Source organism: Paenibacillus taichungensis (genome assembly GCF_047302525.1).
Taxonomy (GTDB): Bacteria; Bacillota; Bacilli; order Paenibacillales; family Paenibacillaceae; genus Paenibacillus; species Paenibacillus taichungensis_B.
The window spans coordinates 1,810,454-1,833,660 of sequence record NZ_CP168020.1 but is presented as its reverse complement, the minus strand read 5'-3'; the positions used below and the strand labels follow the sequence as shown (position 1 = coordinate 1,833,660).

Genomic DNA, 23,207 nt, shown 5'->3' with positions numbered 1-23,207 from the left:
AGGCTCCCCTCCAGATGGAGGAAAGCCTGCTCGCGTTCTAGCTTAGCTTTAGATGTTATCTTTGGAGTCGTCGGCAGGAAGCTTCGCGATGATTTCAATGTCTGACTCGTTAGCTGCATCTGCATCGATGGAAGAATCAGAATCAGTAATGACGGCGGATACGTGCACTTCTTTACCTTCAGCGCAATTGCGCCAGGATTGGATATCCTGGATAACAACATCTGCCGTCTCTTTTACTTTGGATACGATCTGTGCGCTTTGTTCGCCCACCTTGCTAGCCAGTTCCTGACCCTTTTCACTCACCTGACGTGCACCTTCCGAAATATCTTGACGAAGTTCGCGTCCGGATTTTGGCGCCAGCAGCAAAGCTGTCACTGAACCTACAACCGAGCCGATTAATGCTCCCCACAACAAACTTTTGTTAGAATCCTTCACGTCGCATCTCTCCCTTTACCTTAAATGAAGTACCGAATAACCAAGCAACGGACTGTTGCTCGTCAATCCGGGCGAATGCCTACTCTGTTGATGCAGTATAAGCAGCAAGGGCTTGACCTGACACTCGGATACCAAAAAAAATTCTGGATACCGTTTCCACACCTTCTGACGTTATAGTGATATATCTCAAGTCTGCCGCGCCGGCTCAAGAGGAGCAGCGGCATGTTCATCACCCGGGTCCAGATCAATTACATATCGTCCTGGTGCAATCATCGCCGCTTGATGCTCACAACGCCAGCGTCGTCCGCCTGAAGATCCCAGCGTCTGTCCATCCTGTAGAACATCTCCCTGATCAAATATGTAATAGGCGGCACCCAGTAATGTCTGGGCTACCGTATCCGGATCAAGTCCAATGAAATGACACTGTACATCAGGCACGCCAAGTGCTGACAAACCTACCGTGTCCATAACCAGCTGACGCTGTTCCTCCGTGCCTCCAGCCTGATACATGCGTACATTCATCGCAGCATAGAGATGTTCCTCACGCTCCTGTGACAGCACATAGGCTTCCGGTTCAACCAATTTGTCACTGCCGTACCAGTATAACGCTTCACAAGGCAACACTTCCATGACAGCCTGAATCGTCATTTGGAACAATTCGAGCCGCTGTTTGCGCGGCATGGCAGCAGTGAACATATCATGAAGCCGGATGGAATATTGGATCGTTTCCATAGCTTGTCCTGCTTCTGGCCAATGCCAGGCTTGCTGCAAAGCCCCTCCAAAACGGGCGCGATCTACAATTTCAGTAATGGGGAGCATACAAGTCTGTGCTGGAATGTTACCTTCCTGAAAAGAAACCTTATGGTCCAGATGGTAGAAAACCAGCATCTCAGGATTATGCTCCTCATTGCCCTGCTTCACGTCAAGCCGGACTTGTCCGGTATGACGGCTCAGTGCATCCTGCAAACGCCCCTGATCAATAACGGGACGTTCCTGAAATAACAGCTCAATCATATATACCGGATGAAATCCGGAAGGTATGTCATTCGTTTCATTATTTCCTTCTCGAGCTTCTTTCCATTCGTTCGTCATGCTGCTTCCCCTCATTCCTTGCTCTGTCCCTCGGCCTGTGCAATCTGGAAAGGTCCGAGTTCTTTTTCCACATAGGTATTGACCTGATGGGAAAAATGTTCCAGCACGCCCGGCAAGTCACTGCTCAGCGGATGCAGTTCAGACCGCTCCCAGCTGTAATAGTCCTGAACGAGCGGCTTGCGCAACGATACGAGGCGACTAAGCACATCATAGGTTGCATGATCAAAAACCTTCTCTTCGTAGTTAATCTGAATAATATCGTCATAGCTGCTCGCATCACGCATGATGAAGCCGTCAATGAGATAACTTCCCACATCCGTAACGATTTCAATCGCCAGATGAAGACAACGTTCCTGTACCAGACCCAGCATGAGACTGCCATCCCAAGCTTGTGACGCGCGGCGAAGACCTTCGGCCACCTCAGGTACGGCAGCAAGCCGGCGGGCAATCTGTTCTCTGTTTACGTAATACAATGCGTTCACTTCCCGTTCAGTGAATTATCGGTTCCTTTTTCCTCTTCGCTTCAGCCAAAATAACATCACAGGACAAGCGATTAGAAACACGACAAAAATATATAAAAATTCCATAACGTCTCTTAAATCGCTCATGCAGAGTCCCCTTTATCCAAAGTAGAATGAATAACAGATTAGATTTCGTAGTCCACTGCAATCGACTGCTCTCTGACCTCGTTCATATACTTGATGACTTCCTGATGCAGCGGATGCACCTGATATGCCTGAAGATCTTCCAGTGATGCAAATTCTGCCGTAAGTGAGATGTCAAAAGATCTCTCCGAACGAAGCACGTCGATACCCACTTCAAGCGAGATCAGAACATCAATTTTCCCTTGCAGATTGCGAAGAACATTCGCAGCCGCTTCGATATTTTCAGGAGAACGATCTTTCATTTTAAAGAGAACAATATGTTTAATCATCAGACAAGCACCTCATTTGAGTATAATAATTGGTATGAATGAATTTTCTTGTATCCAAAATATATCATAACGGCCTCTATTACGAAAGGATACTTGGAAACGTTCTCTTAAAAGACAATCTAATCGGGGCTGCTTTCATTCGCCTTGGATTTCTCCTGAGACATATTATCCGTCTGTTCACTTTGGTTTGTCTGATTTTCCGGGTCAACTTCTGCTGCTTGTTCTTTTGTCTCCTTATTCTCCACGTTCGGCTGTGGTTGAGGCCATTCCCTGTCAGACAACCCCTCCTGTTTTTTCAGCACCGCTATAGCCTGTCTCAGCTTGTCAGGCAATGGAAGCCCAATGCGGGCATAATTTTCGGTAATGGATATCAGCTCATTCACCAGATAAAAGTAGATGGCTCCCCCTTTAATGATGTCAGTCCCCATGAGCAGGTCAATTCGGTGGGCAAGCAGAATAACCGTTAACATGAGGCCTTTGCGCGCGAGCCCCCAGAATCCAACATTACTATTTAATCCCTTACCCGTTCTGACTGCCGCAGCGAGACCCGTAATATAATCCACAGCCATTGCAACCGCCAGCAAGCTAAGCAGCTGATCCCATCCACCAAAAGCAAACGTCAGGAACGCCCCTGAAATGGCAGCAAAGGTACTTACGGATGGACTCACGTTCCTCACCTCTCCCTCTCACTTGATCTCCATACAAGATATGTAAGAGTAAGAGATTTTGACAGTCCACATGCCTTGCTAAACAAGCGGATTTCTAATTTCAGATTTGTGCACATTGGAAATTGGTCCCTTTAACGGAAAACGAATATTTATGGGTAAATCAGGGAAATAAACCGCATCATATCAACAAAAATAGATAAAAGTACTATAGTCTCACTAATAGGTAATTAGACTCATTTTATTTTTATTCATTATCTATTTGATCCCTTAAATTTAGTGAAACATTGTAATCTAGGAATATACTAGGATGTGAATTGCGTCTGGTCTAGTTCATAATTCCTCCTTTGTAGCGGATTCACGCATCCGTTCATTTGAAACAGGTGCACCCGGCACTTGAAAGTACCCCCATACTTATTGTAGTATTTGGTTAAAAAAATCGGAGGAAATATGCCTAATCAACCAGAACAACATTCCATCCAGGCGTGGTCTCTGATCAACCGTAAATATTTGGGAAAAGGCGTCCGTGTTAAACGATTCCGAAAACCGACACGCTGTCAAATCCGCAACCGTGTTCTTCTTGCCGTGCTGATGGCCAATGATATCAAGTTGTCTCAGCTCGCCGAAGATCTATCCATCTCTTCACGCAGTGTCAGCGCGTGGGTGTATGAAGGACGGATACCCGGCAGTACCAATTTGGACAAGGCATGCCAATTGCTCGGCTACCCGCGCCACATTCTTTTTAATGAAGAAGTGGTACGCAAGAGCCCTGTCATTTGTCAGCCCGAGCCTTCCCGCTTCATGAAGCGTACGGTGACCCGTTCTCCGGTTAGCAACCGTATTCTGACAGGCTTGTGTATGGTCCATGATTTGTCGGTGACAGATGTCAGCCACTGGATCGGGGTTCACCCCGGCACTTTCCGCAAATGGCTGCATCAGGGAACGCTGCCTTCTGCTGCGTTTCAGGAACAAGCGGAACAATTTTTCCGCATCCCGAAAACTATTTTGTTCGCAGATGTCATCTTGAAAGATCGCCACAATAACTAAATTAGCGAACAACCAAAAGGCTCTGTCCTCCCCCATGGGAAAGACAGAGCCTTTTTAAAGTACCATTTTTATCGTACAGATTATTAGGTTACCATTTCTCCAGTCGGATGCACTTCATATCGTCTCTCAGGGACTGTAAGCGGCCCTCTTGCCCTCCAACCAGCTTTGGATGCATCATCCCTTCCTCCCCAGTCACTCCTTTACCTGCGCCGATACAGCTTGCTCTCTGAACGAGGCGAAAATCACTTTGTATAAAGGGACGGCGACTTATACCCATATATACCTCATGGATGCTAACTACCACTTCATTAAATCATTGATCATTTAAAGAAATAGAACTTCATCGTTAGCTTCATTTTCACAATATATTTGTACGAACAATTTATCTCACAATTTTTATAGAAAGTGAAAAAAGCCTGTTCCCCAAAGGAATAGGCTTTAATTCACCCTCTATTTCAGCTTGAATAACGTTTGGTCCGATCCATTCCAAACCCTTGTATGACCGTGTTTTCCAAAAATCCATCTGGATATATTGCTTTCGAATCAAGCACTAGCACCTCTATTGTAAACAACGGCACTTCCTTGTCTCGTACATTACATTCCGCACTCTTAATTTGTACGTACAACTAAATGCATGAGATAACATCTGTTCATATTTATTTCAACCTTATTTCGAACCCACGTTAAGAATTTCGTTGATATATTTCAGTCCTGTATAACGATCACGAAGCAAATGAGCTGTGGTGAAAGCATGTTCTACCATCTCCATGGATACACCCAGTTGTTCAGTTGTTATAGGGCCCCCAACTTGCTCAAGCCAAGCTGTAAGCTGAGATGCATCCGGAAGATTATCGTATATACGGAAAACCGGCTCGTCGGATTCTTGTGCAAGATCTTTGTATTTTACGGTCAGCAGTGCACAGGCCACTCCCACCTTGGCACCATGCAAAACAGGCTTGTGCCCTGCCTCCATCAGGTCCATCTCCCACCGATGAGACAGATGATGTTCTCCACCAGATGCAGGACGGGAATGATCAATGATCAGCATGGAAATGCCGGAAGCAATCAGCGCATCCATCAATACAGTCACACCATCGGCCCGTCCTTCAGCGATACCTTGTACATGCTCCACACAGGTCGTTAGTGCTTCTTCTGTCATGCGATAAGCTACGGGGCAGAACGGTTCTCCACCCAGATCCCTGGAAACCACCCAGTCCGCCAGTGATGTATATTTACCAAGCATATCTCCGAATCCGGCAGCATTCATCTCTTGGGGGGCTTGCTCCAAAATATCGATGTCCGCGAAAATAGCTTCAGGCGGTACCGCCTGGAAAGTCTGTTTGACGCCGCTTACAATAAGAGGTGCACCTGCCGAGGTAAATCCATCAACCGAAGCTGCCGTGGGTACGGACAGAAAGGGCTTGTTCATTTTGGAGCAAACAAATCGCACCAAATCATGAATGGTCCCTGAACCTGCAGCAATGATAGCCTGACTTCCCTGTTTCACACCCAGCAGTACCTGCACAATCCCGGCCTCGTCGGCGATCACGTCCCCTGCTTTGTTCTCTGGCATGCATATCTCATCCACATGAACGCCCGCTTCTCGAATGTTCGTTACCACCTCGTATCCTGCTGCCGGACCCGTAAATCGATCATATACCACTGTTACACGTCTGTACCCTTGCTCGGACAAATAGCCAGGTAACCGCTGAATAGCTCCATGCTCCAGATAGACCTGCATTTGCACCAATCGATGATCATGCCCACAAGTACAATTCTGCGCTTCTTCGTTCCATGCGGCAATTCGCTCGTTCATATTCATTCCCTCTTAACCTCCCTTAAGAAATATCATGCATAATTACATGGTTAAAACCACAAAATGAAAAAAGGAAATAAAATGTGAGTATTTTCCTGATCACACTTTACTTCCTGTTTTAAAAATTTGCAAATCCTAAACTCACTTTCCTAAGCAGGTGAACCTATGAAATTAACCAAAGAAATAGGGATTTCTCTCGGATTTCTCGCAGGAACGACATTTGGCAGCGGCATAGCCTTTTTGTTTCGCTTTCAGGCGTATGAGGTCATGGCCAGTGTTGCGCTCTTTGGTATTGCCGGAGCGATAGCAGGCCTATGTGTGCAACAATTCATATTCAATAAATAAAAACACAAAAAAAGCTCGCGAATTGCCTTTATAGCAATTTCGCGAGCTTTTTTTTCTTCGATGCGGTCGAGAGGACTCGAACCTCCACGGGGGTTAGCCCACACGGACCTGAACCGTGCGCGTCTGCCAATTCCGCCACGACCGCATAATATGTATCTTCTCATCATGGATGAAAAGTATTCCGGTCAAGCAATGCTTGTTTTACCGTAATTAAGAGTATACATGCACTGAAATAAGTTTGCAATACCTTTTTTCCAAGCTGCAATGAAAAGGACATATGTCCTTTTTTAACCCCATCAAACTCCCTATCGTAGACATTAAGCAGATCAAGTGTCCTGTTGGACACGCTATTCGTTGCATAGAAAAGGGGAGTTTTGCATGAATATCAAGAACACAACACATGAACGTATTGAAGAAGGAAAACGCAGTATTCACTGGACAGAAATGCATATGCCCCTGCTAGGCGAATTGAAATCCCAGTTTGCCAAAGAGCTGCCTTTTGCTGGCTTAACCATCGGTATATGTATTCATGTGGAGCCCAAAACTGCTGTGTTATGCCGAACACTCCAAGCAGGTGGAGCCAAAGTTGTATTGACTGGCAGCCCGGGCACAACCAAAGACGCCGTCGCAGCAGCTCTGCAAGAAGAAGGCATCACGGTATATGGTCAACGTGCGGACAGGCGCAATGAGCACCTGCAAAATATCCACAGTGTACTTCGTCACCAACCCCATCTCCTCATGGATAACGGAGCTGATCTGGCGCGCACCTTCATTCAACAGTATGATACTAACTCTCTTATTGGTGGTACGGAGGAGACAACAACCGGGGCCAATCTGCTGCGTGAAGAGACAGGTGAGAACATTCCTTTCCCGATCATTGTTATTAATGACAGTCCACTCAAACGAATCATGGAAAATGAACACGGTGTTGGACAGACCATTATTGAAGGTTTTATGCGTACTACAAACCTGATTCTGCCCACACGTCGTTTCGTCATCGTAGGTTATGGAACCTGTGGACGAGGCATTGCCAGGTATTTGCGGAATCTGGGCAGTCAAGTCGTCGTCGTTGAAACCGATCCGATTGCTGGCCTAGAAGCGGCGCTGGATGGGTTCAGAGTGGCACGCCTGGAGGATACATTTGCATTTGCCCAAGTGTACATTACTGTCACTGGCCGTCCTAACGCTATTCTGAAGGAACATTTTAATCAAATGAATGATGGAACGATCCTCGCCAATGCCGGACATTTTTCTTGGGAGATGGATCTGGAAAGTCTCCGTCAGGATGCGAAGCATACGGAACAACTGACAGCGGATATTGAACAATTTACATTAACCAACGGACGTCGACTCATGCTGCTTACTCAAGGCGAGATGCTGAACCTGGCTGGTGGCAGCGGCAACCCTGCCGAAACGATGGATCTGGGCTTATCCCTGCAAGCCGCCTCCCTCCTATATCTTGTACAGCAACGCCAACATCTCACCCTCGGACCACAGCCGGTTCCTCATAGCGTTAACAACACCATTGCCGGACAGATGCTGAAGCATTTAAGCTACAAAATCTAATCAGTGTGATTGGTGATCTGCATTTAAAGGAGAGGTTCACATGAAAAAAGCGAAACTTTGTTTTATCGGTGCAGGATTCCATGCATCCACGAATATATATCCATCTGCTGTTGAAGCAGGAGCAGACATTCAGGCCATCGCCACCCGCAGTATTGAACGGTCAGGGGCGGCTCTCCTCCGTTTTGGGAGCAGCGGGAAAGCGTATGATAATACTCAGCTGATGCTGCAGAATGAAGACTGTGACGGCGTCGTTGTTGTGGCGCAACCAGAGGATCAGACAGCACTTGCCCTTGAATGCATCCGGGCTGGCAAAAATGTATACGTCGACAAACCCCTCGGATGGAACGCTGCCGAAGCTGCTGCTGTGGCTGAAGCTGCCCAAAAGGCAGGTGTGGTTGTCATGGTTGGATTTATGAAACGATATGCTCCGGTCTACATGAAACTCAAGGAACTGATTGATGGTGGATCATTGGGCAGAGCACGTTCTTTCCAAATGAAATTCGCTGTAGACAGCACACCATTCTGCAAGGATGAGGAACAATTCATAAAGCTCGCTGCCATTCATATGGTCGATCTGATGCGTTTTCTGTTCGGGGAAGCCATACAGGTCACAGGCACAACGGTTACGGACGGAGAACATATTAACCAGAGCATTTCCCTGAAATTTGATCATGGTGTGGTGGGCAGTGCCTACTTTGTTGGCATGAGTGCATGGTCACGCGAGAGCGAAAGTGTACTAGTCACCTTTGACAACGGATTTGCGTTAGCAGATGAAATTAACACACTTACGGTTCATCAATCTCGTACAGGAGATAACCTTCCCTGGAAATCCCTTGAGGAGCAGGATACTGTTTTCACCCCTTCTGGCTCTCCCATGTCAGGGGCTTATCGCGATCTCTACTTACGAGGATTTGTAGGGGAGATGGCTCATTTTATGGAATGCTGCCAGAACAAATCTGATCCACATTCCAGTGGTAAGGATAATATTGAAACCATGGCGTTATGTGATACCATTCTCGAGTCGCTGATCTGACGTTTATATGATATAAGGCCAATCATTTTATACAACCAGAGAAGAGGAAAGAAACACATGTTAGACGCCGGATTACTTATCATTCGACTTGTTATTGGTTTCATTATGATGGGTCATGCATGCAAGAAACTGTTTGGCTGGTTTGGTGGAGAAGGCATATCAGGAACAGCCGAATTTTTCGGGGCAATTGGTCTGAAGCCTGCGAGAGTTATGGCCGTCTGTGGAGGCCTTATTGAATTGATCGGCGGATTCCTGTTTGGGGCGGGTCTCTGGACTGGTTTTGCTGCCATTTTGCTCATTATCCCTATGGTTGTTGCCATAGCGAAAGTCCATGCAGGTAAAGGACTTTGGAATCTGAACGGAGGATTCGAATACAATCTGGTTATGCTCGGATCGCTGATCGGTGTTGCACTTGCGGGTGCAGGAGCGTACTCCCTGGACACTTTAATCTAATCAAGCCTTTCATTCGTGAGAACCTCGATGTTTCGTGATACGAAACCGGGGTTCTTTGTTGTTATAACATTATGACGATGCATGGGGTTTATAATCCAAGGGAGAAGTGATATGCTCATAGATGAATGATATATACATTTATGTGCTGTAGTACTCTATTGGATACTATTATTAACCACCACGAACTGGAGGTGCAATTATAATGAGAAAGAACCCGAACGATGCGTGTCCCTCGCCTTATGGCTGTTCCGTTGAAGTCACGCTTAGTGTCATCGGAGGTAAATGGAAAGGTGCGATTCTATATCACCTATTCTCTGGTTCGTTAAGATTCAACGAGATCAGAAAATTATTTCCTGATATTACCCAACGGATGTTAACTCTCCAGTTAAGAGAGTTGGAAAGCAGTGGAATTGTTCACAGGGAAATATATCCTCAGGTTCCACCCAAAGTGGAATATTCGCTTACACCGTTTGGAGAAACGCTCCAGCCGATTATTTACAGCATGCGAGACTGGGGAGAACAATATACAAATGAAGTCTTGGCCAGATCACAAGAGGTCTAAACAAAAGACAAAAGAAGCTATCCCTTTCTTAGATGGGATTAGCTTCTTTTGTTTTCGATATGAAAGATGAGTAAACCCTATTTTATGACCGTTTGAATGGTAATGGTACGATTACGTCCCTCTTCCTTGGCTTGATATAACGCATTATCCGCCAAATGGAACAACTCTGTCGCCGTTGTGGAATGCAGCGGATATTCGGCAATGCCTGCCGAAATGGTCACAGAACGATCAATGGGCAATATACTTTGTTCCACCGATACACGGATATGCTCCGCAATCTGATACGCTGTTTTGGAATTCGTATGTCGCAATAACACAACAAACTCCTCCCCGCCAAACCGGGAACATACATCCTGTGTCCGAACCGACAGTTTAATGATATTCGCGATATGCTTCAGAACCTGATCCCCCGCATGATGCCCATACGTATCGTTTATGGATTTGAAGCGATCAATATCCAGTACCACAATGGAGAACGGAACTTCTTCATCAATCCACTGCTGAATGACTTCTTCAAATGTTCTGCGATTGGTCATTCCGGTTAATACATCCGTTCTGGCATCATAGGTAAGCTGATCCTTCTGCTTTCGAAAATTCGCCAATGCAGTCAGCACGGTTCGTGTTAACAAGTCCGCTTCCCTGTTCCAATGCGGCTTCATTACAGGCAGATCTACTTTACCCTGATCCACCTGGTTAACCAGGTCCGCAAGATAAACAAACGGACTAGCCAGCTTGCGCGCTACACGAATAACGATAAGCGTCAGAATGATAAACGGAATTGAAGTGTACAACAGCAACATGCGAATATGTTGATTCAGCTGATCGTATACCATCTGGGTTGGAGATACAACGACAACTCCCCAATCTGTTGTTGGAACCTTATAATAACCTGCCAGTGAATCCACACCAGCCAGATTCTTGTATTGTTCTTTCCCTGTCTGGTCGTTAAGCAATTTCTGCACAACTTGATTTTTGCTTAGATTTTCACCGATTCTTTCCGTATCCGGGTGAAACAACAACGTTCCTTTGGCATCAACAATATAAAAATAAGAGCCATTACTGGTCTTCAGCTGGCTGCCAAATGACAGGTTCAAGATGTTGTTTTCCTGTAGATAGATGCTCCCACTAATTAAACCTTTGAATTCACCTGATGGACTGAAGATCGGTTCACTCACAAAAACGACTCTGCGTTCCGAATAAGGCGCACGATACGCTTCGGATATAAAGGAATCCCTCGATTTGAACGCATATTTCGCTGCATCAGAAGTTATAGGCTGTCCGAGGCTTTTTTCCAAATAAGGAGATGAACCCCGAATGATTCCTGATTCATCTATCAGAGAAACCGAATTGAAATAATTACTGCTGTTTCGAATCAAATCCAGTGTGGAATCCAGTTTTTTGGCGTCTGCATAGTCTATATCCGGAAAATAGTTGGCTGAATACTTCAAACTGCCCTGCATGGATTGAAACAACGAGTCCAATGTTTGGCTCATTTGAACAGCACTTGAATAATTAAGTGAGAGCGTATTGTCAATCAGCGATTGCTTCTGGGATGTATAAGACGAAATAAACATAATGGTCAATGTCATCAAAACGGCAATGGTGACCAATCCACTCAACAGAGCGGTAAGGCTGATTTTTTTGATCTCCCTTACTTTTCTTCTTAATCTGGATGTTTTATTCTTTGCGATCATTATTGCTTCCCCCGGTTTTTCATGAAAAGGCATATTCCTTCTATCTTATACGAAAGTTGTTAAGAAGAAATAAATAGTTTGTGAAGTTCGAATAATTACATAGGAACATTGACGAATTAATGACATTTGATTACATGATATGACACTTTTCTTCGAAATTTTCTGGATCTGTATTCGAGATTAAGATTCATTTGAATCCACAATAACATATCCCTCGCCAGGCTGCTGTTCTACAAACCCAGCCATATGACGTGATTGAAACGAAATGGGTTCGTCACTACCCACCAAAATACGATTTTGGATTTCATCAGTTGTTTCAGCTGGTAATGCAAACGAGCGCGTATAAGCGAAGTGTTCCTGTAACGTGGTGTGAATCGCATTCACTAGTCTGTCATTGCCCGCACGCCCAAATACATTCAGCAATACGATACCACCAGAATGCAATTTGTCTTTTAGCATCGCGAAAAATGAGCTTGAAGTAAACTGTACAGGTGTTCCCGTAGCCGTAAAAGCATCTACAATAATATAATTATATGAGCCTGAGGTTTCCTGCTCCAATAGTTCACGACCGTCACCAACCAACACATGATCTCCAATATATCCAAAAAAAGTTCTGCTGAGCTCAACGACTTCCGCATCGAGTTCTGCCACTTTTACTTGACGGTTGGACAGATAGGTTGATAAGGTTCCAATGCCGTGGCCCACCACAAAAACCGATTCATATTCGGGATTATTTCGTTCCATCAGGTGCACCATCGCTCTTGGATACTCCAGCACCATTCGGGATGGCTCGTCCAGATCCATCGCCCCCTGTACTGCTGCATTGGAAAATTCCAGCACACGAAATCGGCCCTTTTCCCCATAAAGCTTGGATGTATCATATATCGTCAACTCATTCTGTTCACTCTTATTTCGGTATAAAACTCGCACTGACCGTTCTCCCTTCGTACTTTTACGCAAATGATTATACATGTGTTTCTAAAAAAAACCGACTCCGCTGGAACGGAAACGGTTTTTTCATGACCATTTAGGACTGAATCGCCTCATGCAGAGCCTGGACATACTCCACGCCCAGATTGGAAAGTGAAGCATTTTTGTGGCTAATCCAACCGACATTAATGGTCTCTTCACACTCTAGCGGGACGGGGATGATCTCATTCCCATTCAGGTCGGCACTAAGCACACCTGTCGAGATGGTGTATCCGTTCAAACCGATCAGCAGATTAAACAGTGTGGCTCGGTCGTTAACTTGTATGCTTTTGGGATGAGAAAGCGTGCTTAGGATCTCCTCTGAAAAATGGAAGGAGTTATATTCCCCCTGATCAAAGGACAGGTATGGATAATCCTGAAGCTGTTCAATCGCAACCGATTCCTGCTTCGCCAGCGGATTTTGCACACTGATAAAGATATGCGGCTTGGCAACAAACAGACTGTTGAACACCAGCCCGGCATCCTTAAGAAGCTTGTTAATAACCTTGGAATTGAATTCATTCAGATAAAGAATGCCAATCTCACTGCGAAGGCTTTTTACATCCTGGATAATCTCATATGTCTTCGTCTCCCGCAGAGCCAGTTCATATTCATCCTGTCCATACTGCTGCACCAGCTTCACGAAGGCATTTACTGCAAACGCATAGTGCTGTGTGGAGACGGAGAAATGTTGCGGAGACGGCTTCGCATTCAAATAGCGATTCTCCAGCAATTCCGCCTGCTCCACCACCTGGCGTGCATAACTTAAAAATTCAACGCCTTCTTTGGACAGGGTTATCCCTTTATTCGTGCGTTCAAAAATGGTAATCCGCAGCTCCTGCTCCAGATCCCGAATGGCATTCGACAGGCTGGGCTGGGAAATAAACAGCCGCTTGGCGGCTTCATTCATCGAGCCACGCGTGGCGACTTCAATCACATATTTTAGCTGTTGCAGCGTCAATGCATTATTCCCCTCTCTCTGGTGCGTTACTTGATCATTACTATACCATATTGCAACCTAGACGAGCTCTCTTTCAGGGTACAAAAAGACGCCCCCAACCGTATATATGGTTGTGGACATCTTTGGTGTCTTACAGCGAGGTTTAAGCCATGCTTGCTGTGGGTCTCACCACGATTTCATTCACATCCACCTCAGCCGGCTGGTTGATCGCGTACAGAATGCTCTGAGCAATAGCCGTGGCCGGAATGGATATCCGCCGATAATCTTTCATAAGCTCGCGTGCTTCATCATCAGAGATCGATTCGGCAAGTTCGGATTCAGTCACACCTGGCGATACGAGGGTCACGCGGATATCTGCGCCTACCTCCTGTCGCAGGCCCTCCGAGATCGCACGGACTGCGTATTTGGTTGCACAATATACCGCGGCTGTTGGTGTCACGGCATAGGCTCCGATGGAGGCGATATTAATAAACTGACCAAAGCCCTGTTCTTTCATAATCGGCAGCCCAACTGCAATGCCGTGTAGAACACCGCGAATGTTAACATCAATCATACGGTTCCACTCGTCCACTTTTAGTGCTTCAAGGGGCGATAGCGGCATGACTCCGGCATTATTAACAATTACATCCAAACGTCCATAACGATTGAGCGCCACCCCTACGATCGTTTGCATTTCTTCCAGCTGTGTAACATCAAGTGTATGATATTCCACCGAACCTCCTTCCGAGCGAATGGAGGACGCCAGCGCCTCTAGGCGATCCAACCGTCTTGCACCAATGACAACATGTGCACCATGCTCTGTCAACAGACGCGCTGTTGCCTCCCCAATTCCGCTGCTTGCACCAGTGATCACAACGACTTTCCCTTTTACATTAAACATATTGTTTCTCTCCCTATTAGGTATTTTATTGTGCATTTTCTCTGTACAAAACCATGCCCGCATGATAAAGCACGCCGTCCTTAAAGTCTCCATCCGCGGTAAAGCCAGTATCATCCACATATTCAATATGGTCTCCATCGACTACATATCGACCTTGATATGCACTTTGCCTATTTCCCCGCGCTTCATCATAGCGACCGTCAGGGAGAAGTTCATGCCTGATGTACCCGTCCTTCGTCACCCACATCCCAACATACGGGTGTTCCACTTCTTGTCTTTCTCCTGATCTATTGCCTACCATATTTCCACGACACTCCTTTCTGTTGCCAACAGATTCAATTGCTTACCTTCATTATGTAAGGGATCAGTCTCTGTACGATAGAAGAATCCCACAGTATTCTTGCCTATTCGTCCAGCACATTCTAAAATAGTTAAACGAGCACGAGGAAAGGAGGGCCTGCAATCCATGCTTTCAAAAATGGAACCAGATACAGCTATTATTCAACAGCAGCAGCAGGAATTGGCCCGCTTAATCGAGCGTTTTACCCACGAAGACGGGGTTCACCTAACAGCAATTCCTTCGCTTGCTTTGATCCGTGCTTCCCAGGTTTCAGAGCCCATTCATGCCGTGCACGAACCCGCCCTGTGCATTGTGGCCCAAGGGTCCAAACTGGTTATTCTCGGACAGGAGAGCTACACCTATGACTCTTCACAGTATTTGGTTGCTTCCATAAACTTGCCTATTTCAGGGCAAGTTGTACAGGCTACGACAGAACATCCCTATCTCTGCTTGCGACTTGATTTTGATTCAGGGCAGATTTTTGATCTTATTCAGGATTCTCCTACCGTACAAACCAAACCCGACAAATCAACACGTCGTGGGTTGTTTGTAAGCTCAACCAAACCTCCGCTTCTGGAAGCCGTAATCCGATTGGTCAGATTGCTGGATACACCTGAAGACATTCCTGTACTTGCACCGCTTATGACTCGCGAGATTCTATATCGCCTGATTCAGGATGAACACGGACATTCCATCAGGCAGTTTGCAGTCCAGAACAGTCATGCACAGCACATCGCTCAAGTCATTGAAGTGATCCAATCAGAATTCGCTCATCCACTGCGAATCGAGCAATTGGCTTCCATGATTAACATGAGTACGTCCTCATTGCATTATCATTTCAAAGCCATTACCGCCATGAGCCCACTGCAATATCAAAAACAGATTCGATTGCAGGAGGCCCGGCGAATGCTGCTTGCAGGTTCAAACGATGCAGCTGATGCTGCATTCCAGGTTGGGTACGAGAGTCCTTCCCAATTCAGTCGGGAGTACGCCCGCATGTATGGCCTTCCTCCCAAAAGTGATATCAATCGCCTTCGCCATACACTCCATATTGACTGCTAAATATAAGCAAAAAAACCACTTCATAATGACGTGGTTTTTTGGTTCCGCTGAGCTTGCAGCGCTCAGGAGAAGATGTTCTTCTTTTCAAATACAGACATTTGATTCTCCCCGGTAATCGGGCACTCATCCGGAAACATGCTTCGTTTCTCCATCTTCTCATCAATAAAATCGACGATCTGCTGCAAGGATGCAATCTGCGCTTCGATCTTCTTCCGATGGTTTAACAGCATTTCACGCTCATCCGGGAAATCTTCCAGGTCCGAATCCATCGACATCTGTAAATAAGGCTTCATCTCCTCCAGAGACATGCCTGTTTTTTTCAGACAAGTAATAAGCTTCATCGTCTGAATATCCTCTGGACGGTATACCCGATGGCGATTGGCCTTGCGTTCAGCCCGGGGAAGAAGTCCAATCTTCTCATAATAACGAATGGTATCTTCCGATAATCCGGCCTGTTCTGACGTCTCTTTAATGGAGAACACTTCAGCATCATTCATCATCGTCGACCTCCTCCGCCTCTATTGATCTCTATCTTACAACTTGGAGTCAGCTCCAAGTCAAGTTTGTTATGAGTTCAAACACTCCACTTACTAAAAATTAAAATATAAACCAACATTACGCTTGACTTGGAGTCGACTCCAAATTATAGAATGAGCGCATTAGACAGATTGGCTCTGTCATCCCATTCACTCAGGAGGTATTTATATGAATTCAAACCATACACTTCGTACAGCCTTAATTACAGGTTCAACTTCGGGAATCGGTCTTGAACTAACCCGCACCTTGTTAGCCGAAGGCTGGCAAGTTATCGGCCTTAACCGTTCCGCTTTTCCAAAGGAAGACAGTGATATTCAGGACGGATTGCGCTCCGGCCAACTGCGTTGGGTTCAGGCTAATCTTACCCAGTACGACAGTCTAAGAAAAGCGCTGAATCAGATTAAATCCGAAACGGATACCATCGATGTGTTGTTTAATAATGCCGGGGGCAGCGGTTACGATCTTCGTTTGTCGGATCAAGGGCATGAAATGCACTTTGAATTACAGACCGTGGTGCCGTACATCATTTACGTGGAACTACAGGATCTTCTTCACAAAAGCACCTTGAAAACCGTTATTAATACATCCACCAGTGCGTTCAATATGGTCAAACAGTTTAATATGGACATCCTGGAACATCCAGCCGAGTTCAAAAAGCTGTTCGGTCCTTATGCGACTTCGAAGCTCGCACTGTCTTTATGGACACGCGAAGCTGCTTCTACCCCTGCGGCTAAAGGAATTCGGTTACTCAGCGTGGACCCCGGAGGCAACAATACACTCAGAGGTAATAAAACATCCGGACTGCCCTTTTATATCAAACCAATCATGAAGCTGTTCTTCCCACATCCAAGTCACGGAGCTTCTCTGCTTTATAACGCTGCCATTGCGCAAACCAGTCTTACATCCGGTACGTTCCTGATGAAAAACAAACCCACTAATCTCCGGTTTACGGAGCAAGGCTCAGCCATTCTGAACAGAGTACATGAAATTTATGAGCTTGAATTTTTGCAGTTTGACTCCAAGACCGACCCAGTAAGCAAAAAAAGTGTCTGAGCTTTCTTCTGTACTCATCCAAAAAGACGGGACCGAGCGTATCGGTTACGTCTTTTTGTTGTTCCTTTGGATTGTTTTTAATCCGTACTTTCCCTTCAGGAGCGGACTTTTGGATATAAATTCCCCGTCCCTCATAATTGCCAGGCTCTGGTTCATAATCTTCTCTATAACGACATCTATCATGGGATGAAGTGATGAACTGGAGGAATCTGGATATGAAAAATGAAAACAACAACAATGGCAAGCCATTAATTATACCGCAGCCGATACGAAAAGACGGTGCCGGAGGACCCGATCTGGGACCTCGGGATGTGATGAGAGATCTACAAAATCCGGATATGCTGGTTCCTCCGGTAACCGACAACGGCTTATTACCCAACTTGAGAATGTCTTTTTCCGATACACATATGCAGTTGAACCATGGCGGATGGTCCCGCGAAATTACGGTACGGGATCTGCCCATCGCTACGACACTGGCTGGTGTGAATATGAGTCTTACACCTGGAGGTGTACGGGAGTTGCACTGGCACCAGCAATCGGAATGGGCGTATATGATCTGGGGTACGGCACGAATTACGTCCGTGGATCAGCAAGGTCGTAATTTTATTGCAGATGTAGGGCCGGGAGATCTGTGGTTCTTCCCAAAAGGTCTGCCCCATTCCATTCAGGGCCTGGCCGATGGGTGTGAGTTTTTGCTTGTATTTGATGACGGGTCCTTCTCCGATCTGAATACATTATCCATCTCTGATTGGTTTGCGCATACGCCACCTGAAGTGTTATCCGTCAATTTTGGCATACCGGAATCCGCGTTCCAATCCATGCCAACAGAACAAGTTTACATTTTTCAGGATCAGGTCCCGGGTTCCCTCGCAAGCCAGGAAGTGCAGTCCCCCTATGGCACGGTTCCGCTCTCCTTTAAACATCGGCTGTTAGCCCAGAAACCGATCATTACACCGGGAGGCAGTGTACGCATTGTGGACTCCACCAACTTTCCGATCTCCACAACCGTTGCCGCAGCACTCGTGGAAATCAAGCCTGGAGGCATGCGCGAACTTCACTGGCATCCCAACGCGGATGAATGGCAATACTATTTGACAGGGCAAGGACGGATGACGGTTTTTGGAGGGAATGGCATTGCACGCACATTCGATTATCGGGCTGGAGATGTTGGATACGTACCTGTAGCCATGGGGCATTATATTCAGAATACGGGCACCGACACGTTATGGTTTTTGGAGATGTTTAGAAGTGATCGCTTTGAGGATATCTCCCTAAATCAATGGATGGCATTAACCCCGGAAGAACTTGTACATGACAACCTGAACGCTTCCCCTGAACTGCTTCATGCACTGCGTAAAGAAAAATGGCCTGTTGTTTAGTGGGCTATATCTCTATCAAATAGAGGAAAATCGGGTAAAAGTTAAATAATCCTAATATGAAGGAGGAATATAAAGATGAAAGCCGTTACTTTTCAAGGAACCAAGGATATTCAAGTAAAAGAGGTTGAAGACCCGAAATTGCAGCAAAAGGATGACATCATTGTGCGTATTACTTCTACAGCCATATGTGGATCAGATCTTCATATATATCAAGGAGCCCTACCAGCCCAGAAAGATTATGTCATTGGCCATGAGCCGATGGGCATTGTTGAGGAAGTGGGACCTGAAGTGACGCGAGTAAAAAAAGGAGATCGTGTGGTGTTGCCTTTTAACATCTCCTGCGGCGAATGCTTTTATTGCAATCACGACATGGAGAGCCAGTGCGATAACTCAAACCGTAATCCAGAGATTCATACTGGTGGTTATTTTGGCTTCACGGAACGGTACGGAAATTATCCGGGCGGTCAGGCAGAATTTTTGCGTGTTCCTTATGGGAATTTCATGCCCTTTGTGATTCCCGAATCATGTGAGCTGGAGGATGAAGCTCTGTTATTCCTGTCCGATGTGCTTCCTACTGCGTACTGGAGTGTGGAGAACGCCGGGGTGAAGCCGGGAGACACTGTAACTGTGCTCGGCAGCGGGCCGATTGGCCTGATGGCACAAAAATTCGCCTGGATGAAAGGTGCCAAACGAGTCATTGCTGTGGATCGCCTGCCATATCGACTGGACAAAGCCAAACGAATGAATGATTCCGAAGTATTTAATTTTGAAGATTACGATGATATGGGTGAACATATTCGCGAAATAACCCGAGGCGGAGCGGATGTTGTCATCGACTGCGTAGGCATGGATGGCAAGAAATCCACTTTGGAGGAAATTGGACAGAAGCTGAAAATTCAAGGCGGTACATTAAGTGCAATTGAGATCGGTATCAAGGCTGTGCGCAAATTCGGGACGATGCAACTGACGGGTGTTTATGGCTCGACCTATAACATGTTCCCCCTAGGCAATCTGTTTGAACGAAACATTAACCTGAGAATGGGACAAGCCCCTGTCATTCACTATATGCCGGAGCTTTTCCGCAAAATCACGGCTGGCGAATTCGACCCTACCGAGATCATCTCCCACCGTATTGCGCTGGAGAATGCGAAGGAAGCTTACCGGATTTTCTACGAACACGAAGACGAATGTACCAAAGTTATACTGAAGCCTTGATTGTGTGACGATCAAAAAAAGCAGAAGTCCCTTACACGGGTACTCTGCTTTTTTATTTTGATTTTACCCACTTCAACGGATCAATCTAAGAGCGCGAATCCTATTTCGTTTTCACCGCCTGAATATATACACTCTCTCCTTTGAAGCTAACGAGTCTGCCAGGTTGCGTCACTTCAAAATTGAAATACTTCTTAATCACAGATGGCGCGCTCAGCATGCTTGCTTCAAGCTCTCTGCTCTCCGGCTCCGGAAGTCCAGCTCTGTTGCACCAGTCTTCAAATATAAAGTGTTTCTCATAGGAAACCATCGTTTCCATTCGAAATCCGGCAAGCTCCAACATCCGAATCCATTCCGTCTTACGCCATGCCCGAACATGACTTCCATCACGCCACTTCTCGATTTCATTGTAAAATTGGTCGTTCTCATCACGTTCAGGTGCCACATTATCAATTAATAACAGTCTGCCACCAGGTTTCAGTACTCGAAGCGCCTCTGATACAAAGGAAGGTACGTCTGGAAAATGGTGTGCAGCAATGCGACAGGTCACAAGGTCAAAGAAATCATCCTCGAAAGGGATGTGTTCAGCATCTCCTGCAACAAAATCCACATTCTGGTGCCCGTTTCCCCGGATAAAGCGTTCAGCCACTTGTAACATCTCATCCGTTAAATCCAATGCGATAACCTGCTCCACAAGTGGAGCTAATGCATTGGCAACATGTCCTCCCCCAGTGGCAATATCCAGCACCTTCATATCCGAGCTCGCTTGAGATGAAGCCACAAGCAATGCCAGATCATCACCTTTGGCATGACCGACACTAGTCACATATTTCTCTGCATTTTTAGCAAATTGTTTGCGCACCTGTCCTTTAATCTGATCATTAGACATGTTGTCCCCTCCTATAGTTTCATTAGATGAAACTTGGTTTCATTAATTTGATACTATTTATCTTATCACAGAATAACCTGCAGCGAAATAAAAAAGCATCTCCTCAGTGAATTTCACTCAGAAGATGCCATTTTATTTTAAAAAAACTATGGGATAGAGCTTGTTTATATCTTCTAGGAAAACTTAATCCTTTGACTTATTTCACAACGGTCGGCGATTTCTTCCACAGTCCGAGGATCAGACCGGAGATCACTGCACCGATTGCTACAGCAAGCAGGAAGAGTAATGCGTGATTCGCCAGTGCCGCAACGAAGATTCCGCCATGCGGAGCAGGTACGTTAATACTCCACAGTTGAGTCAGTCCACCTGCAACAGCAGAACCGAGAATACAGGATGTCAGAACACGCAGCGGGTCAGCCGCAGCAAATGGAATGGCACCTTCTGTGATGAAGGAAAACCCGAGCACGTAATTCGTCAAACCTGATTTGCGTTCTTGCTCCGTAAATTTGGATTTGAAGAACGTTGTTGCCAGTGCAATCGCCAGCGGCGGTACCATCCCGCCTGCCATAACAGCTGCCATCCAAGCGCCATCTGTATTGCCGCTAGATGTGAATACACCGATAGCAAACGTATAGGCCGCTTTGTTAAATGGTCCACCCATATCGATGGACATCATGCCGCCAAGCAGCAAGCCAAGCAATACAGCATTTCCGGTACCCAGATTGCCAAGTGCATCTACAAGCCATGTGTTAAGGGAACCGAAGATTGGATCGAAGACATAGAAACTTATTGCACCCACGATAAGCAATCCGAATACAGGATATAGCAGGATTGGTTTCAATCCATCAATTGCTTTAGGTAGTCCTTTAAACAGTTTGCGCAGACCAATTACAACGTAACCTGCCAGGAAACCGGCAGCGAGACCACCAAGGAAACCGGCGTTTGAATTCACGGCCATCAATCCACCGACCATACCAGGCATCAGGGCAGGACGATCACCAATACTCATCGCAATAAATCCGGCTAGGACAGGAATCAGGAAGTGAAACGCACCGGTCCCGCCACCAATGGTTTGCAACAGTTGCACAATAGGATTTTCCGGACTCGCAATTTGTTCAAACAAGAAGGATATGGCGAGCAAAATCCCGCCACCCACGACAAATGGAAGCATATGCGAGATCCCATTCATCAAATCTTTATAAATCTTGCTGCCCATGCTCACTTTGCCTTGGCTTTCACCTTCACTTTTACCACCGTTACCGCCCTGGCTTCGGTAGATCGGAGCGTCCCCGTTAACTGCCTTGCGAATCAGTTCTTCGGATTTGCGAATGCCATCGCTTACGGGTCTTTGCAATACCGGTTTGCCATCAAAGCGGGCCATCTCCACATTTTTATCCGCCGCAATAATAACCCCTTTGGCACGCGCTATTTCATCAGCTGTCAGTACGTTCTGTGCACCTTCGGAACCATTGGTTTCCACTCGGATATTAATGCCCATTTCCTGTGCTTTCTTTTTGAGAGCGTCTTCAGCCATGAACGTGTGAGCAATACCTGTTGGGCATGCTGTTACTGCAACGACAAAATCTTCAGATGCCGCATCGCCAACAATAAGGCCTGATGTATTCTGCTTCTGTCCATTCGCATTGCCCGAGCCAGATACAGCGTTTGTTCCATTTGCAGCATTTGCTGCTTTCTCCGCTTCGGCTTTTTCTTTGGCAGCTTTTTTCTCCGCTTCCTCCGCCTGTTTGGCATCGAATAATGCAGTCACTTCTTCAGGAGTGTCCGTGCTCATCAGCTGCGAGATGAAATCGCTATCAATCAACAGCCTGGAAAGAGCCGCAAGCGTACGTAGATGTGTATTGGCCGCCCCTTCTGGAGCTGCAATCATGAAGAATATATGAGCCAGTTCATCATCAAGCGCTTCAAAATCAAGTCCTTTTCGACTTTTTGCGAATACAACTGTAGGTTCATTGACTGCTGTTGTCTTGGCATGAGGCATGGCAATACCGCCACCGATCCCCGTGCTCGATTCAGCTTCGCGTTTATAAATCATTTCCTTAAACAGCACCGGGTCATTAATACGTCCGCTCCGGTTTAAACTTGCAATGAGTTCATCAATAGCCTCTTCTTTCGTTGTGGCTTGCAGGTCCATGATCATCGTTTCCTGGATCATCAGGTCTGTTATTCTCATTATGGTACACTCCCTTAAATTCAGTCGGCCTGTGTGATGCAGACCGACTCATAATTGTACTTCTTACGCTGTTATATGCGATTAACTGAATC

General features: G+C 46.1%; 24 protein-coding genes, 1 tRNA gene and 1 pseudogene. 10 read left to right on the top strand and 16 right to left on the bottom strand.

The genetic code is table 11. From position 1 onward, the window contains the following. Positions 1-48 precede the first annotated feature (48 nt). The 5 genes and pseudogenes from ACDJ58_RS08565 to ACDJ58_RS08545 form a co-directional block, all read right to left on the bottom strand. A complete protein-coding gene (locus tag ACDJ58_RS08565; protein ID WP_413377093.1) occupies positions 49-435 on the bottom strand; it encodes a YtxH domain-containing protein in 387 nt (128 codons plus the stop codon). Positions 436-621: 186 nt separating this feature from the next. Next, a complete protein-coding gene (locus ACDJ58_RS08560; RefSeq protein WP_413377091.1) occupies positions 622-1,527 on the bottom strand; it encodes a DUF4261 domain-containing protein in 906 nt (301 codons plus the stop codon). A gap of 11 nt (positions 1,528-1,538) precedes the next feature. Next, on the bottom strand, positions 1,539-2,000 hold the full coding sequence (locus tag ACDJ58_RS08555; RefSeq protein WP_413377089.1) for a DUF86 domain-containing protein: 462 nt from the start codon (positions 1,998-2,000) through the stop codon (positions 1,539-1,541). A gap of 173 nt (positions 2,001-2,173) precedes the next feature. Next, positions 2,174-2,461, bottom strand: coding sequence for a Dabb family protein (locus ACDJ58_RS08550; protein WP_413377088.1), 288 nt, complete (start codon positions 2,459-2,461; stop codon positions 2,174-2,176). 284 nt (positions 2,462-2,745) lie between these two features. Continuing rightward, a pseudogene (locus ACDJ58_RS08545) lies at positions 2,746-3,138 on the bottom strand (holin family protein); the annotation flags it as partial. A gap of 438 nt (positions 3,139-3,576) precedes the next feature. On the opposite strand from ACDJ58_RS08545, the gene ACDJ58_RS08540 reads away from it, so the two are divergent. Further along, positions 3,577-4,173 carry a helix-turn-helix domain-containing protein gene (locus ACDJ58_RS08540; RefSeq protein ID WP_024629188.1) on the top strand — a complete coding sequence of 199 codons (597 nt, stop codon included), beginning with the start codon at positions 3,577-3,579 and terminating at the stop codon, positions 4,171-4,173. Positions 4,174-4,261: 88 nt separating this feature from the next. Here the strand turns inward: ACDJ58_RS08540 and ACDJ58_RS08535 are convergent, their stop codons facing one another. Beyond that, complete coding sequence (locus ACDJ58_RS08535; protein ID WP_413377086.1) at positions 4,262-4,450, bottom strand: hypothetical protein; 189 nt, start codon at positions 4,448-4,450, stop codon at positions 4,262-4,264. A 390-nt stretch (positions 4,451-4,840) separates the two neighbouring features. Further along, complete coding sequence (locus tag ACDJ58_RS08530) at positions 4,841-5,995, bottom strand: sn-glycerol-1-phosphate dehydrogenase (RefSeq protein ID WP_413377084.1); 1,155 nt, start codon at positions 5,993-5,995, stop codon at positions 4,841-4,843. Between the two features lie 159 nt (positions 5,996-6,154). On the opposite strand from ACDJ58_RS08530, the gene ACDJ58_RS08525 reads away from it, so the two are divergent. Then, positions 6,155-6,334, top strand: coding sequence for a hypothetical protein (locus tag ACDJ58_RS08525; protein WP_063564909.1), 180 nt, complete (start codon positions 6,155-6,157; stop codon positions 6,332-6,334). 61 nt (positions 6,335-6,395) lie between these two features. Here ACDJ58_RS08525 and ACDJ58_RS08520 read toward each other — a convergent pair. Further along, positions 6,396-6,479, bottom strand: a tRNA-Leu gene (locus ACDJ58_RS08520). A gap of 233 nt (positions 6,480-6,712) precedes the next feature. On the opposite strand from ACDJ58_RS08520, the gene ACDJ58_RS08515 reads away from it, so the two are divergent. The 4 genes from ACDJ58_RS08515 (at position 6,713) to ACDJ58_RS08500 (ending at position 9,948) form a co-directional block, all read left to right on the top strand. Beyond that, complete coding sequence (locus tag ACDJ58_RS08515) at positions 6,713-7,900, top strand: adenosylhomocysteinase (RefSeq protein ID WP_413377082.1); 1,188 nt, start codon at positions 6,713-6,715, stop codon at positions 7,898-7,900. Between the two features lie 40 nt (positions 7,901-7,940). Continuing rightward, positions 7,941-8,933 carry a Gfo/Idh/MocA family protein gene (locus tag ACDJ58_RS08510; protein ID WP_413377080.1) on the top strand — a complete coding sequence of 331 codons (993 nt, stop codon included), beginning with the start codon at positions 7,941-7,943 and terminating at the stop codon, positions 8,931-8,933. A gap of 57 nt (positions 8,934-8,990) precedes the next feature. Beyond that, positions 8,991-9,386 (top strand): DoxX family protein, encoded by a 396-nt coding sequence (locus ACDJ58_RS08505; RefSeq protein ID WP_413377078.1) that lies wholly within the window; start codon positions 8,991-8,993, stop codon positions 9,384-9,386. A 202-nt stretch (positions 9,387-9,588) separates the two neighbouring features. Then, complete coding sequence (locus tag ACDJ58_RS08500; protein ID WP_376032877.1) at positions 9,589-9,948, top strand: winged helix-turn-helix transcriptional regulator; 360 nt, start codon at positions 9,589-9,591, stop codon at positions 9,946-9,948. Positions 9,949-10,025: 77 nt separating this feature from the next. Here the strand turns inward: ACDJ58_RS08500 and ACDJ58_RS08495 are convergent, their stop codons facing one another. The 5 genes from ACDJ58_RS08495 to ACDJ58_RS08475 form a co-directional block, all read right to left on the bottom strand. Then, positions 10,026-11,642: a diguanylate cyclase gene (locus tag ACDJ58_RS08495; protein WP_413377076.1), complete on the bottom strand. Its 1,617-nt coding sequence runs from the start codon at positions 11,640-11,642 to the stop codon at positions 10,026-10,028. A 180-nt stretch (positions 11,643-11,822) separates the two neighbouring features. Next, positions 11,823-12,572, bottom strand: coding sequence for a spermidine synthase (locus ACDJ58_RS08490; RefSeq protein ID WP_413377074.1), 750 nt, complete (start codon positions 12,570-12,572; stop codon positions 11,823-11,825). 97 nt (positions 12,573-12,669) lie between these two features. After that, positions 12,670-13,572 (bottom strand): LysR family transcriptional regulator, encoded by a 903-nt coding sequence (locus ACDJ58_RS08485; protein WP_053783582.1) that lies wholly within the window; start codon positions 13,570-13,572, stop codon positions 12,670-12,672. A gap of 142 nt (positions 13,573-13,714) precedes the next feature. Further along, positions 13,715-14,452, bottom strand: coding sequence for an SDR family oxidoreductase (locus tag ACDJ58_RS08480; protein ID WP_413377072.1), 738 nt, complete (start codon positions 14,450-14,452; stop codon positions 13,715-13,717). Positions 14,453-14,477: 25 nt separating this feature from the next. After that, the gene (locus ACDJ58_RS08475; RefSeq protein ID WP_413377070.1) at positions 14,478-14,753 is read right to left on the bottom strand and encodes an Atu4866 domain-containing protein; all 276 of its coding nucleotides are present in this window, start codon (positions 14,751-14,753) and stop codon (positions 14,478-14,480) included. A gap of 165 nt (positions 14,754-14,918) precedes the next feature. Here ACDJ58_RS08475 and ACDJ58_RS08470 point away from each other — a divergent pair, with 165 nt between their 5' ends. Beyond that, entirely contained in the window at positions 14,919-15,854 is a 936-nt protein-coding gene (locus tag ACDJ58_RS08470) for an AraC family transcriptional regulator N-terminal domain-containing protein (RefSeq protein WP_413377068.1), read from the top strand. Positions 15,855-15,916: 62 nt separating this feature from the next. Here the strand turns inward: ACDJ58_RS08470 and ACDJ58_RS08465 are convergent, their stop codons facing one another. Further along, entirely contained in the window at positions 15,917-16,354 is a 438-nt protein-coding gene (locus ACDJ58_RS08465) for a MerR family transcriptional regulator (protein ID WP_413377066.1), read from the bottom strand. 205 nt (positions 16,355-16,559) lie between these two features. Between ACDJ58_RS08465 and ACDJ58_RS08460 the strand changes: the two genes are divergently transcribed. The 3 genes from ACDJ58_RS08460 to ACDJ58_RS08450 all read left to right on the top strand — a co-directional run bounded on the left by ACDJ58_RS08460 (position 16,560) and on the right by ACDJ58_RS08450 (position 20,038). After that, positions 16,560-17,444: an SDR family NAD(P)-dependent oxidoreductase gene (locus tag ACDJ58_RS08460; protein ID WP_413377064.1), complete on the top strand. Its 885-nt coding sequence runs from the start codon at positions 16,560-16,562 to the stop codon at positions 17,442-17,444. Between the two features lie 215 nt (positions 17,445-17,659). Then, the gene (locus tag ACDJ58_RS08455) at positions 17,660-18,823 is read left to right on the top strand and encodes an oxalate decarboxylase family bicupin (RefSeq protein WP_413377062.1); all 1,164 of its coding nucleotides are present in this window, start codon (positions 17,660-17,662) and stop codon (positions 18,821-18,823) included. Between the two features lie 75 nt (positions 18,824-18,898). Continuing rightward, positions 18,899-20,038 (top strand): zinc-dependent alcohol dehydrogenase, encoded by a 1,140-nt coding sequence (locus ACDJ58_RS08450; protein ID WP_413377060.1) that lies wholly within the window; start codon positions 18,899-18,901, stop codon positions 20,036-20,038. A 100-nt stretch (positions 20,039-20,138) separates the two neighbouring features. Here ACDJ58_RS08450 and ACDJ58_RS08445 read toward each other — a convergent pair whose 3' ends face one another. Together ACDJ58_RS08445 and ACDJ58_RS08440 are read right to left on the bottom strand one after the other, a co-directional pair. Continuing rightward, positions 20,139-20,924: a class I SAM-dependent methyltransferase gene (locus ACDJ58_RS08445; RefSeq protein WP_413377058.1), complete on the bottom strand. Its 786-nt coding sequence runs from the start codon at positions 20,922-20,924 to the stop codon at positions 20,139-20,141. 196 nt (positions 20,925-21,120) lie between these two features. Further along, positions 21,121-23,115 carry a fructose-specific PTS transporter subunit EIIC gene (locus ACDJ58_RS08440; RefSeq protein ID WP_413377056.1) on the bottom strand — a complete coding sequence of 665 codons (1,995 nt, stop codon included), beginning with the start codon at positions 23,113-23,115 and terminating at the stop codon, positions 21,121-21,123. Between the last annotated feature and the right edge of the window lie 92 nt (positions 23,116-23,207).